General features: G+C 63.3%; 12 protein-coding genes. 7 read left to right on the top strand and 5 right to left on the bottom strand.

What is annotated here, in order from left to right; all coding sequences use genetic code 11:
- Positions 1-5: 5 nt before the first annotated feature.
- From EPN33_11235 to uvrA, 3 genes are all read right to left on the bottom strand, one after another.
- Positions 6-1,049: a CPBP family intramembrane metalloprotease gene (locus EPN33_11235; protein TAN21198.1), complete on the bottom strand. Its 1,044-nt coding sequence runs from the start codon at positions 1,047-1,049 to the stop codon at positions 6-8.
- A gap of 120 nt (positions 1,050-1,169) precedes the next feature.
- Positions 1,170-2,219, bottom strand: a complete 1,050-nt coding sequence (locus EPN33_11230) for an NAD-dependent epimerase/dehydratase family protein (protein ID TAN21197.1) — start codon at positions 2,217-2,219, stop codon at positions 1,170-1,172.
- Positions 2,216-5,062 (bottom strand): excinuclease ABC subunit UvrA, encoded by a 2,847-nt coding sequence (uvrA, locus tag EPN33_11225; protein ID TAN21196.1) that lies wholly within the window; start codon positions 5,060-5,062, stop codon positions 2,216-2,218. Before uvrA ends, EPN33_11230 begins: the two co-directional genes overlap by 4 nt.
- A 230-nt stretch (positions 5,063-5,292) precedes the next feature.
- Here uvrA and EPN33_11220 point away from each other — a divergent pair, with 230 nt between their 5' ends.
- The 7 genes from EPN33_11220 (at position 5,293) to EPN33_11190 (ending at position 11,478) form a co-directional block, all read left to right on the top strand.
- Complete coding sequence (locus tag EPN33_11220; GenBank protein TAN21195.1) at positions 5,293-5,490, top strand: hypothetical protein; 198 nt, start codon at positions 5,293-5,295, stop codon at positions 5,488-5,490.
- 61 nt (positions 5,491-5,551) lie between these two features.
- Positions 5,552-5,896, top strand: coding sequence for a hypothetical protein (locus EPN33_11215; protein TAN21194.1), 345 nt, complete (start codon positions 5,552-5,554; stop codon positions 5,894-5,896).
- A 432-nt stretch (positions 5,897-6,328) separates the two neighbouring features.
- A complete protein-coding gene (locus EPN33_11210; GenBank protein TAN21193.1) occupies positions 6,329-7,276 on the top strand; it encodes an SDR family oxidoreductase in 948 nt (315 codons plus the stop codon).
- 103 nt (positions 7,277-7,379) lie between these two features.
- Positions 7,380-8,372, top strand: coding sequence for an ABC transporter ATP-binding protein (locus EPN33_11205; GenBank protein TAN21192.1), 993 nt, complete (start codon positions 7,380-7,382; stop codon positions 8,370-8,372).
- Entirely contained in the window at positions 8,369-9,124 is a 756-nt protein-coding gene (locus tag EPN33_11200) for an ABC transporter (protein TAN21191.1), read from the top strand. Before EPN33_11205 ends, EPN33_11200 begins: the two co-directional genes overlap by 4 nt.
- A 3-nt stretch (positions 9,125-9,127) precedes the next feature.
- Positions 9,128-10,537: a hypothetical protein gene (locus EPN33_11195; GenBank protein ID TAN21190.1), complete on the top strand. Its 1,410-nt coding sequence runs from the start codon at positions 9,128-9,130 to the stop codon at positions 10,535-10,537.
- Complete coding sequence (locus EPN33_11190; protein TAN21189.1) at positions 10,363-11,478, top strand: DUF4340 domain-containing protein; 1,116 nt, start codon at positions 10,363-10,365, stop codon at positions 11,476-11,478. The genes EPN33_11195 and EPN33_11190 overlap by 175 nt, the downstream gene beginning before the upstream one ends.
- A 340-nt stretch (positions 11,479-11,818) precedes the next feature.
- On the opposite strand, the gene EPN33_11185 is transcribed toward EPN33_11190, so the two are convergent.
- Positions 11,819-13,042 (bottom strand): type II toxin-antitoxin system HipA family toxin, encoded by a 1,224-nt coding sequence (locus tag EPN33_11185; protein TAN21188.1) that lies wholly within the window; start codon positions 13,040-13,042, stop codon positions 11,819-11,821.
- A complete protein-coding gene (locus tag EPN33_11180) occupies positions 13,014-13,310 on the bottom strand; it encodes a helix-turn-helix domain-containing protein (GenBank protein TAN21187.1) in 297 nt (98 codons plus the stop codon). Before EPN33_11180 ends, EPN33_11185 begins: the two co-directional genes overlap by 29 nt.
- Positions 13,311-13,529 lie beyond the last annotated feature (219 nt).

The raw sequence follows: 13,529 nt of genomic DNA, 5'->3' as shown, positions 1-13,529 counted from the left end.
CCAGTTTAATGGGGAAAGTGATGAAACCCTTGCGTGGTTACGAACTCTGCGACAAAGAGAACCCCGTTATAGGCGCAGTGCATGAGCCAGCTCGGCACCAGCGAACCGCTCGCCGCCCGCACCGCGGTCAGCACAATGCCGACGAAGGCCAGCAGCAGCACCGGCCCCCAGGCCCAGCTCAATTGCGCGGCGTGCATCATGCCGAACAAGAAACCGGTCACCAGAATCGCCAGTGCCTCGCCACGGTTCAGCCGTGCGATCTGGTTCAGAATCCAGCCCACGCCCTGGAGCAGCCATTGCGGCATCACCAGAATTACGAGCAGTGCCACCACCAGGATGGGCTTCTCGACTCCAACGCTGGTTCCGAGCATGAAGTGTGCGCGCAACGCCCACACTACGACGGCCAGCACCCCTAGCGCGGCCAGAATCCGGGTCAGCGGCCGCCAGCGCCGTAGCTCGTCCTGCTCCATGCCCGACGTGAACGTCGCTTTCAGCGTGGGGTAGAGCAGACCGCGAAAAAAGAACTCCTCAAAAAAAGGCGCGATCACCACGCCATATACCGCCAGCATCCACGCCGTGTGAGGCGTGAACAGGGCCTGCTCCGGCGTGTTCTTGGGCATGTGCACCCAATGGCCGAGCAGCTGCACCACGGCCATCAGCGCCACGCCGCCGAGCAACGCGTAAGCGGCACCGCTGGCGCTGAGCTTGCGCCAGTGAATGGCGTCCCAGAACTTCCGCCCTTGCGCCTGCGCCACCCACGTCCAGGCGAAGCCGAAGCCGAGGAAAAACCCGCCGGTCTGGCCGAGCAGCATCAGCGCCACGATCATCTGCTCGCGCGGCATACCGAGCACTTGTCCGCTGGCGCGCGCGGCGATGGCCCAGGTGAAGACGGCGATGAGCGAGACCACCACCATCGCCGCCAGTGTGAAAATGACGATGAGGGTGAGCTCCAGCCCGCTCCACGCCGGCTCACGCGGAGGCGGCGGAGGCGGGGCAGGCGGAATGTCCGGGTACGGCCAGGGCGGCAGCGTTGGTGGCATCGCGTCCAAACGATCAGTCTACAGCGGCTCGCGCCGTTTTTGCTCGGGGCTGCGCCCCGCAAACCTGCCACCGTCAGGATTGCCCCGATGGTCGACTCCCCCCGTCTCCGGCGTTGGGGGTAGGCTGCCTTAAGCCGCCGCGCGGCGGCCGCTCATGTGGGTGACCATTTCGTCCAGAATCCGGCTGAGGGGATATTCGAGCTGCCAGTGGGGGAAATGCGAGTGCAGCTTGCGCAGGTCCGAGATATAACAGATATGGTCGCCGATGCGCGGGGTATCGCGATAGCTGGTCTGCAGCACCAAGCCGCGCGCGCGCAGCGCTGCCAGCGCCTCCAGAATCGACAGGCTATTGGCCCGCCCGCCACCGAGGTTATAGACCTCGCCCGCCCGTGGGGCCTCGCAGAATTGCAGGAACAGGGAAGCCACGTCGGCCGCGTGGATCTGATCCCGCACTTGCTTGCCGCGGTAGCCGTAAACCGTGTACGGAAGACCCTGCACCGCGCAACGGACCAGGTAATTCAGAAAGCCATGCAGCGCTACGCCTGCATGCTGCGGCCCGGTCAGGCAGCCGCCGCGAAAAATGCCGATGGGCATGCCGAAGTAGCGGCCGTATTCCTGGCAGAGCACATCTGCCGCGAGTTTGGATGCCCCGAAGAGCGAGTGCAGGCACTGATCGACCGGCATCTGTTCGTCGATGCCGTCGCGGCCGTCGGCGTAGTCGTAGCGCGCCGGCAGTTCGCGCAAGGGCAGGTGATTTGGGCGGTCACCGTAGACCTTGTTGGTGCTGGTGAAGCAGAAGGGGGCTTCCGGGGAATTCTCGTGCGCGGCCAGCAGCAGGTTGAGGGTTCCGACGGCGTTGACGTCGAAGTCTTCCGCCGGAATCGCCGCTGCCCGGTCGTGCGAGGGCTGCGCGGCGGTGTGAATGATCAGGTCGGGGCGCAGCCCCGCAACGAGGTCGCACACAGCGCTGCGGTCGCGCAGGTCCAGTGTCGAGTGGATGTACTGCGGCCAATCGCGCCGGAGCGCGGCTACGGTCGATGCGGTCGAACCTCCCGGCCCGAAAAACCAGGCCCGCAGGTTGTTATCGATGCCGGTAACCGCCCATCCCTCGCGGCACAGCCGGGCCACGCACGCCGACCCGATCAGCCCGCCTGACCCGGTGACCAGAGCTGTTTTCACATCGGCTTGGATAGCATGCCAGCGTGGGCCGGTTGTCCGGCATCGGTTCGCAACGCCCGGCCGGTCAGGCTGGCGGGCACGGTGGTGATGAGTTCCGGCGGCCCTTCGGCCACCAGTCGTCCCCCGCCCGCTCCGCCTTCCGGCCCGAGGTCAATAATCCAATCCGCGGCCCACATCACATCCAGATTGTGCTCGATGACCAGGACCGTATTTCCCAGCGCGACCAAGGCATTGAGCACATGCAGCAGGTGCTTGACATCGGCGAAATGCAGACCTGTGGTTGGCTCATCGAGAAGATATATGGTCTTGCCCGTAGCTCTCCGGCTCAACTCCTTGGCCAGCTTGATCCGCTGTGCCTCGCCGCCGGAAAGCGTCGTGGAGCTTTGGCCCAAATGGATGTATCCCAGGCCCACCTCGCATAGCGTGGCGAGCTTGGCGGCGATGTGGGGGATATTGGCAAATAGTTCGCGGGCTTCTTCTACGGAGAGATCCAATACGTCGGCAATCGAGTGGTCTTTGAACTTCACCGCCAGCGTTTCCTGGTTATAACGGCGGCCACCGCACACCTCGCAACGCACCTGCACGTCCGGCAAAAAGTTCATGACGATGCGCTTCACGCCTTCGCCCAGACAGGCTTCGCAGCGTCCGCCACGCACATTGAAACTGAAACGCCCTTTGCCATAGCCGCGCACCCGCGCCTCGGGCAGTTCCGCGAACAGATCGCGGATGTGGCCGAACAGTCCGGTATAGGTCGCCGGGTTGGAGCGTGGCGTGCGTCCGATCGGGTCCTGGTCGACGCGCACCACTTTGTCGAACTGCTCCATGCCTTCAATCCGGTCATGTTCGCCCGGTGCGGCCAGCGCGCGGAAGTAGCGCTGCGCCAGGGCCGGATAGAGGATGTCGTTCACCAGCGTGCTCTTGCCTGCGCCACTGACGCCGGTCACGACGGTCAGCAATCCCGCCGGGATAAAGACATCGAGGTCGTGCAGGTTACGCGCCCGCGCACCCACGACGCGCAGGCCTTGACCGGCGCGCACCGGGCGCCGCTGCGGCGTGGCATCGTTCACGTGCGCACGGCCTGCCAGATAATCGCCCGTCAGCGAGCCCGGAGTGGCCGCGATCATGGCCGGGGCGCCGGAGGCGACGAGCTCGCCGCCATGGCGTCCGGCGCCGGGCCCTAAATCGAGCACGTGGTCGGCCTGCTCAATGGTCTCGCGGTCGTGCTCGACCACCAGTACGGTGTTGCCCAGATCGCGCAGCCGCAGCAGCGAGCGGAGCAAGCGTCCGTTATCGCGCGGATGCAGCCCAATCGAGGGCTCGTCGAGCACGTAGAGCACGCCGCGCAGCCGCGAGCCAATCTGGCTGGCGAGGCGGATACGCTGCGCCTCGCCGCCCGCCAGCGTCGCCGAGGGGCGGTCCAGGGTGAGATATCCCAGACCCACTTCGAGTAGAAATCCGATCCGCTCGCGCACTTCCGCGATCAATCGCCCGGCAATTTGTTTCTGCCGCGGATGCGCCAGAATCGCCTGCTCCATCTCGGCCGCGGCCTGCGCGGCGCCGGTCAGCGCCAGAGCGGTGAAGTCCGCAATCGAACGCCCCTGAATCTGCACCGCCAGGCTTTCCGGCCGCAGGCGTTGACCGTGGCAGGCGGGGCAAGGCGCGGAAGACATGAAGCCCAGCAGCCACTCGCGCACGACGTCCATGGTGGTGTCTTCCTGCATTTCCTGCAGGTGCCCGATCACGCCGGTGAAATCGCCGGCGCCGTGCAGCAAGTCCTCCTGCTGCTGCGGCTTGAGGTCGGCATAGGGCTTCTCGATGGGAATGCGGCGGCTGCGCGCGAACGCGGTAATTTCTCTTTGCCAGGCTTGGGAGCTGGAGCCGGGGCCCAGCCCGCCTTCGAGCAATGGCTTGCCCGGATGGGTAATGAACTTTGCCGGATCGAACTCGTACCGCGACCCCAGCCCTTCGCAGCGTTCACACGCCCCATAACGGCTGTTGAACGAAAACGACCGCGGCTCCAGTTTGGCCAACCCCAAGCCGCACTGCGGGCATGCCCAGAGCTCGGAAAACATCCGCTCCTGGCCGTCGTCGCCGGCTCCATCCAGCCGGGAAATCACCACCAGGCCCTTGGCCATGGCCAATGCCGTGGTCACCGAGTTCCGCAGCCGCGCCGCCATCGCCGGCCGTGCAAACAGCCGATCCACTACCACCTCGATGGTATGCGCCCGGCGTTTGTCCAGCCGCTCGCCATTGAGTGGTTCTTCCTCCAAGTGCCGCATTTCACCGTCAATGCGCACCCGCGTAAAGCCCTGGCCCGGCAGCGCCGCCAGCTCCTGCCGGAACTCGCCCTTGCGCCCCCGCACCAGCGGCGCCAGCACCATAATCTTGGGCGCCGCACCGCCCTCCTGCGCCCAGCTCAGCACCGTCTCGACGATCTGGTCCGCCGACTGCCGCACAATTGCCTGCCCGCACTTGGGGCAGTGCGGCTCGCCAATCGAGGCCCACAGCAGCCGCAGATAGTCGTAGATTTCGGTCACCGTGCCCACCGTCGAGCGCGGGCTGTGGCTGGTGGTCTTCTGCTCGATGGCGATGGCCGGACTCAGGCCTTCGATGGCGTCCACATCCGGCCGCTCGAGCTGATCCAGAAACTGCCGCGCGTAGGCCGACAGTGTCTCGACGTATCGCCGCTGCCCTTCCGCGTAGAGCGTGTCGAAGGCCAGGCTGCTTTTGCCCGACCCGCTCAGGCCGGTGATGACCGTGAACGTCTGCCGCGGAATGCGGACAGAAATGTTCTTGAGGTTATGCTGCCGCGCCCCCACGACGCGGATTTCACTGATCGCCATGCAATCCTCTATTTTGCCATGGCCCCGATCCGCGTGCCCCTTCGCGCCACCACGCCTGGATCTTCACAGCATTGTGACAATTTCGACGCAAGGATGAATGGACCTTTGGCGTCCCAAGGCCGGAAGAGCGCTCTTTCTCAACGTTTTACATTGACACGCCGCGGGGGGGGGGGCACAGTCACAGTGTGCGCAGAGAAATATTGCGCCGTGACATGTCTTAAGGAGGCGTTATGTTGTTGAGAATTGTCACCCGGCTCTTTGGCTGTGTCGCCCTTCTCGCGTTCGTGTTTGCATCGCCTTTTGCTCGCGCCCAAAGCTGGACGACCATGCCGATAGGCTTTTATCCTGGAACCATGATCCTCATGACCGACGGCACGGTGCTGGTGCATTACGCGAACGAGGTTGGCAGTGAACTATGGCCAGTGTGAAGCCCTCGAAACCCGCACCTCAGCCATCAGCGAAGGCGCCAGCAACCCCGAGAGGCGACCGATGAAACTGCTACTGGCGCTCGCGTTCCTCGCGTCACTCGGCCTTTTCGCTGCTGCACAGGCGCCGGCCACGCCCGGGCCGTCGCGGGCGGCGGTGCCGGCTGCATCGGCAGGGACTGTCTCGATCGGCCACGCGACGGGGGCCTCCGTTGGTCGGCCGTCGGGAGTCACCCAACCCGCCGCGGGCGATTCGGTCCAACTAGAGCAGACGCAGCCGTCCGCGCGTAATCAGCACCACTGGCTGCGATGGGCTATCGTCTCCGTTGCCGCCATTCTCGGCGTAATCGCGATAATTGCGATCAACAAAAACGTCAAAACCCAGCAGATCACAACGGGGCTGCCATAACTCAATCTGCTCCAGGCTCGCTGCTGGTGCGTCGGCAGAGGTGATCGATGAGACTTGACGCTCGCCCTGTTAGCGCCACTCGGCCTTTTTGCTGCTCCACAGGCGCCAGTCACGACTGTGCTGCCAACGGCCGCAGCGCCGGTCGCGACGGCACGGGTTGGCTCGAGCCGCTACGCGGCAGAAGCTCCCGTCAATAGGTCCCCGCGAACCCTCCTGCCCGGCGTCCGCGCCCGGGCTCTTTCCGAGCAGTCGCGGCCGTCCGTGCGTAGGTCGCACCGCTGGCTGCGCTGGGCCATCATCGCGGTTGCGGCCATCCTCGGCGTCGCCGTAGCTGCCTATCGGCATAACGATCATGCGTGCAATACCCCGTCATGCGGACTTCCGTTAGTTCACGCAACCGTCCCCACCCGCGCCTCTGCTAGTCTGAGAACCATGCGCATTTTGGTGGCTGGCGGGGCGGGCTTTCTCGGCTCTCATTTTTGCGACCGGCTGATCGCCGAAGGGCATACGGTCGTTTGCCTCGATAACCTGGTGACCGGCAGCGAGGCGAATCTCGAGGGCCTGCAGCGCGAGCCGCGCTTTACCTTCGTGCGCCACGATATCTGCGAGCCTTTGCCCGATGTCGGGCCGCTCGGGATGGTGGCCAATTTCGCCTCACCGGCGAGTCCGGTCGATTTCGCCCGGTTGCGCCTCGAAATCCTCCGGGTGGGCAGCGTGGGCACCTGGAATTGCCTCGAACTGGCGCGCGCGCGCAATGCCGGCTTCATGATTACCTGCACATCGGAGGCCTATGGCGATCCGCTGGTGCATCCGCAGCGCGAGGATTACTGGGGCAACGTCAATCCGGTCGGGCCGCGCTCCTGCTATGACGAAAGCAAGCGCTTTGCCGAAGCGCTCACCATGGCCTATCACCGCACCTATGGCCTGCCGACGCGGATTGCTCGGATCTTCAACACCTATGGGCCACGCATGCGCCTCGATGATGGCCGCGTCGTCCCCGCACTGGTGGCCCAGGCGCTGCGGGGCGAGCCACTGACGGTGTTTGGCGACGGCTCGCAAACCCGCAGCTTCTGTTACGTGGAGGACGAGATCGAAGGCCTCCGGCGGCTGCTTGATTGCTCCGATCCTTACCCCATCAACATTGGCAATCCTACCGAAACGCCGATTATCGAATTCGCGGGGGTGGTCGCCCGGCTCGTGGGTGCGCCCGAGAATATTGCCTTCCAGCCGCTGCCCACCGACGACCCCAAACGCCGTTGCCCCGACATCAGCCGCGCCCGCGAGTTGCTCGGCTGGCAGCCCCAAATCCCGCTCGAAGACGGTCTGCGCCGGACCATAGACTTCTTTCGCGCCCGTCTGACCGCCTCGACCTCTATATAGATCACAATATGCGCCTGTTTCGGCTCCTACCGTGACCTGTCGTATTCTGTAACCCTGAGCCTGCCCCATTCGTCTATACTGAGTTTTTCCGGAGGAAGCACGCGTGCTCGAAGTCCGCAATCTGAGCAAGAACTACGGTCCGTTTCACGCGGTGAACAACATCAGCTTCACCGCCAAGGAAGGCGAGGTGGTGGGTTTTCTCGGCCCCAACGGCGCCGGCAAGACCACCACCATGCGCATGATCACCGGCTACCTGCCGATCAGCCAGGGCGAGGTGACGGTGGACGGCATCCCCGTCCGCGCCGGCACGGGCAGCATTGCCGCCAAGCGCCGCATCGGGTATCTGCCCGAGCTGCCGCCCATCTATCCCGAGCTAACGGTGGATGAGTACCTGAACTTTGTCGGCCGGCTGCGCAAGCTCAAATCGAAGCAGCGCAAGGACGCCGTCGAGCGCGCCTGCAAAAAGACCGCGCTCAGCGACGTCCGCTATCGCGTACTGGGGCATCTCTCCAAGGGCTACCGTCAGCGCGTCGGCATCGCTCAGGCGATATTGCATGATCCGCCGCTGCTGATCCTCGACGAGCCCACCGCCGGCCTCGACCCGCGCCAGATTCTGGAAACCCGCCAGCTCATCGGCGAACTCGCCGGCAAGCACACCATCATTCTCAGCACGCACATTCTGTCGGAAGCCGCGCGCACCTGCCACCGGGTGGTGGTTATCCACAAGGGTGAGCTGGTCGCCGAAGATACTCCCGAAAATCTCACCCGGCGGCTCAAGCCCACGGATACGCTCACGCTGCAGGTGCGCGGCCCCGCCGACGCCGTCACCGCGGCGCTGCGCGACATCCCGGGCGTGCTCCAGGTCGAGCACAAACAGAGCCGCGACGGCATTGGCGCCTGGCAGCTCGAAGCCAACGGCGCGCCGGTGCGCGAGGTGCTGGCGCGCCGCATCGTCGAAAACGGCTGGGGGCTGCTGGAGCTGCGGCCGCTGGAGCTGAGTCTGGAGGAAATTTTCCTTTCGCTGACCGGCAATCAGCCGCAACCGCAGCCGCCGGCGCTTCCGGCCGCCGCTGCCGAGTCAGGAGCGATCCAATGAGCGCCATGTGGGCCATCATGCGCAAGGAGTGGAAGTCCTATTTCACCGGACCCATCGCCTACGTCGTTCTCGCGCTGTTCGCGCTGGTGACGGCGTTCTTCTTTTACAGCATGCTCGCCGTCTTTGTCGTCCAGAGCCTGGGTGGCGGCCAGTTCGGCGCTACCAGCCCCAACGTCAACGTGCAGGTGCTGGCGCCGCTGACCTTTGACATCGGCATTACGCTGCTATTTCTGCTGCCCATGGTGACCATGCGGCTGTATTCGGAGGAAATGCGCAGCGGCACCATCGAGCTGCTCAAGACCGCCCCCATCCGCCGCATGGATGTGATCCTGGGCAAGTTTTTTGCCGCTCTCGGTCTGCTGATCCTGCTGCTGATCATCGCCGGCTTCTACGTCGCCGCCATCGCGCACTATGGCAAGCCCGATCTGCTCACCGCCGGCGCCAACTTTCTCGGTCTGCTGCTGCTCGGCGCGGCCTTTCTGGCGATCGGCCTGCTGATCTCCAGCTTTACGAAGAATCAGATTGTCGCCGGCGCCATCACCTTCATGTTGTTTCTGCTCCTCTGGGTTGCCGACTGGGTGACCGCCTACGGCAGTGGCGCCATTTCGCACGTAGTCGCCTACTTGTCGATCACCTCGCATCTGCAGAACTTCACGCAGGGCATTGTGGACATCAAGGATGTCATTTACTATCTCAGCCTCATCGTTGCCGGTCTGTTCCTGACGGCGCGCCGCATGGAGCTGGCGGAGTAACGCATGGCCAACGACGAAAAGACTCCGCAAAAAGCCCGCAAACCCAGCCGGCTGCTGCAACGCAGCTCACTGGTCGTTTATCTCATCGTGGTTCTGGCGGTGCTGGTGGTGGTCAATGTCCTCGCCAACCGGCACGACAAAAGCTGGGATTGGACCAAAAGCCACCGCTATACGCTCAGCGCGGAATCCGTAAAAATTCTTTCCGAGCTGAACAAACCACTGCATCTCATTCTGTTTGACCGCAGTTCGAACTTCGGCGCTGCGCGTCAGTTTTTCGACCGGTACCAGCGGCAGTCGCGTCTGGTCAATGTGCAATATATTGACCCCGATCGCCATCCCGCCGAAGCACGGCAGTACAAGATTCAGTCTTACGGCTCCATCGTGGTGCAGAGCGGCGATCAGCAGCAGATCGTCACCAACATGACCGAGCAGGACGTCACCAACGCCATCGTCCGCGTGCTCAAGGGCGCCAAGAAGATCGTCTACTTTGTCGCGGGCGATGGCGAGCGATCTCCCGATGACAATGGGCGCAATGGCTACAGCGCCCTCAAATCCGCGCTGGAGTCGGAAAACTTCACGGTCAAGACCCTGGTCTTAGCGCAGACCCCGGCCGTACCCAAGGATTGTGCGGCGCTGATCGTCGCCGGCCCTACTCACCCGCTGCTGGCGCCGGAGGTCACGGCAATTGAGGACTACATCAATGGCGGCGGCGATGCGCTGTTCATGGTCAATCCGGAAACCAACGGCCCGCTGATCAACTATCTCGACACTCAGCTTGACATCAAACTCACGCCCGATGTCGTCGTCGATACCAGTGGTATCGGCCGCCTGTTTGGCGCCAGCGAGCTCATGCCGGTTGTCGCCCATTACGACCAGCACCCCATCACCGCCAATATGCATCAGGTGGCGACGCTATTTCCCTATGCCCGTACGGTCGAGCCCGGCACTATAGCCAACTCGCGCGCGGTGGTGACGCCGCTGCTGGAAACCACGCCCGACAGCTTTGCCGCCACCCACTTCGCCAACAACCAGGTACATGTCAATCCTGCTAGCGACCGACACGGTCCGCTCACGCTGGGGGTGGCGGGCACGCTGCCAACGGTATCGAGCGGCGTTGGCCTGCAAAACGTGGGTGACAGCACCGAAGCCCGCTTTGTCGTCTACGGCAGCCCCGATATCGTCTCCAACGCCATCATCGACTTTCAGGGCAACCGCGATCTGTTTCTCAATACCATGGACTGGCTTGCGGGCCAGCAGAAGTTCATCACCATCCGCCCGACGCCGCCTACCGGGGCGCCGGTAAACATCACCGCCGGCCAGATGCGTGGCCTGTTCCTCATGTTCCTGATCGGGCTGCCGGTGCTCATCATCCTCATCGGCATCGGTGTCAACTTGAAGCGGAGGACACTGTGAAATCCTGGTGGCGTCTGGTGGTTGCCGTAATCGTTCTGATCGTGATCGTCGCGGTCCTCAGGTGGCCCCACAAGGCCAAGCCCGTCGCCCCGGCCAAACCCCTGGTCACGTTAACGGCTTCCGATGTGCAGCGCATCGCGATTCAACAGCCGGGGCAGCCCGACGTTGTACTCACCAAATCCGGGTCGAATTGGAGGCTCGAGCAACCGTACCCATTTGCCGCCGATTCCACTGCGGTCTCCAGCCTGATCAACACTCTCGACAACATCACCGGCGCCACCAAGGTTAGCGACGTCACGCCGAAAATCCAGCTCGCGAACTTCGGCCTCGATGCTGCGGCTAAGACCGGTCAACCCTCGACGGTCGAGCTCGGTCTTGCCAGCGGTAAAACCATCGATTTCATTTTCGGCAGCGATACCCCGACCGGCGACAACACTTATTTCCGCGTAGGCAGCCAGGGTGCGATCGAGATGGTCTCCAGCTACATCAAGACCGACTCGCTCAAGGCGGCGTTCGATCTCCAGGACAAGCAGGTGCTGCATTTCCCCAGCGGTCAGGTCACGGGCGTTACCCTTACCGCCAAAGGCAAGCCCCTGCATTTCACCAAAACCAAGGATGCCTGGCCGAAAGCTCAGGCCAGCAACATCACGTCGTTGATCGAATCGCTCAGCGACGCCCAAATGAATGCCATGAAGGCGCCGGACGCGGCCACGGCGGCGAAGCTCGCCTCCAACGATGGTCTCGCCCATCCCAGCTACGTGGTCACGCTGGAATGGCAAGGCGGCCAGGATACGCTCACGATTGGCGCCAAAACCGGCGCCGCCGAATACTACGCGCGCAACTCCGAAACCCCGGCGGTGTTCACGCTCAGCGACTACCTCATCAGCGACATCACCAATCTCACCTCGCCCGCTGCGCCACCGGCGGTGGTCAGCAAGTAGCCACAAGCAGGTTTTCGAGTGGCACAGCCACCTCTTGTGGGAGCCGCCCTCCCGCTGGTCGGGCTGTGGCTGGGCTTCGCTCCGCGGCAACGGCGCCGTCGCGCCACAGCGGTCGAAAATCTGTGCCGCAATCGTTCTCCTGACGACCGCCTCTGCGTCATAGGCGTAGAACAATACGTTCGTGTCCACAAACGAGCGCGGGCTCATCGCCGGTCGTCACTCGTCACGGCTGGCCGTGATCTTGCCGCCGGTCGCGACCGTTCGTACAGTTCATCCGCGGCAACGAGGCGGGTAATCTGCCGGCCCGCCTGCCGCGGTGGTTCGTCACGACGGCGAGGTATCACAGAGACGTCGTGCGACCCTCATCCCAGTGGCGCAGCATCCTGGCGCCGATTTCTGCGAAATCCGCGTGCTCCCGCATATGCGCGAGCAACTCCTTCGACACCGCCCCCATCGCGTCGGCTATACGTTCCCTGATCGCGCGCACGCGAGCCGGCGATAAGCCTGCGCGCGTTTCCCCCAGCCGTTGCAGCTCCCGGGCACTGGGCCAATTCGTACGGCCGTTGAGGGTAAGAGCCATGCGGTCCTGCGGCAAATAGACCGCGGTGGTGACAACGTCATAAACCGGCGCGAGCCGCGCTGCGCCCAGCACATCGTCATATACGATGCCGAAATTCTTCAGGTGCGCATCGCCATTGCGTAGAGCGCAGTTGAGAACGATGAGAGTAAACAGCCGTTCCAGATCCTGGACGAGGTCGGGCGACCTGGCAAACTCGCCGAATCGCTTCAGCACGGCAGTCTCGTAGCTGCCACGATACTTCTCATCGGTGTGGCGTGCGTTCAGCACGCAAAAATCCTCAAAGCCCCGATACGTGCCGTCCGGCCGCAGATCGAACCGGTCGACCACCAGCGCCCGCGCGTCTTCAGCCAACCGATAACGCGGTGTCTCTAAACCTGCCTTCTCCGCTACGCGGAGGCAGAAGTACTCATTCGCAGCGAGTTGCGGAAACTCATTCTCTTCCCAAAATTTCACAATGTGGGTGGCTCCACGGAAGCTCGGGGAGGCCCGGACTTTCGCCGCGGCAAGAGAAGCCGATGCCTCCTCATCGCGCACCAGAATTTTCGGTTGTACCCCGCTGACGCCGGAGCTCGATGCGAATTTATCGAGCAGATAGCGGTATAGATCCTTGCCGCGCCGCTGCTCCAGAATCTCGTCCACAGATTGGAACGGCACCTCTTCCTCGAGCGACTCCCTGGTGCCGGTGTATCGCAACCGTCCGATCTGCGAGCGTCCCACCACGCCGAGCAGGTCGAGATCGTCGAATCTGCCGGTCGCTTTGGCAAACGCAAAGCGCAGCCGTTCACGCAACACACCTTCCGGCAGGCTCATCTCGAAAATCGGAGGCAGCCCATACGACACATTCCACGATGCCAGCCGAACCGGCATCGTCACCGAAACCGCTCTTGCGGGCGGCACTCCCGCCGCATACACAAATGTGCCGCCGCGCCCGGCAAAGCGGTCCACCAGCCCGGCTTCAGCGCCGCCCGCCCACACCTTGATCATCGGGGTCCTCGTTCACAAGATCTTCCAGCGTCGGCCGGCGCAAGTGCGCCTCCTGGAGCCTCAGCTCCAGTCCCAGCACGCTCAAAATTCTGCCCACCTTTATAAACCCCAGCTCTCCCAATCGCCCGTTCTCGAGCGCATCGAGCGTGGCACGGCTGACCCTTGCTCTTTCGGCAAGCGAACCCTGACTCAGCCTCATAGCCCTGCGCCTTTCGCGGATCTGCTTGCCCAGTAAAAATAGCTGCACTGTGCCTAGTATACAAAGCATTATAGATTAATACAATAGTTTTGCCTAAAATATTAGGCAGTGCTGCTCGGAGACCTGCCTCGCAGCACTGCTCAACACCTGCGTGATTTCAACCACGTTGCAGGTGGAGGATCACGGCGGGCGGGTCGAGGCCGAGGTTGAGGTAGTGATTGCGGCCGCGCCAGAGGCCGCGCGGGCCGGCCAGCAGGTCCTCAACGGCGAAGCTGTCGCCCACGCCGA

Source organism: Acidobacteriota bacterium, assembly GCA_004299485.1.
Classification (GTDB): Bacteria; Acidobacteriota; Terriglobia; order Terriglobales; family SCQP01; genus SCQP01.
This window is presented reverse-complemented; position numbering and strand designations above follow the sequence as displayed.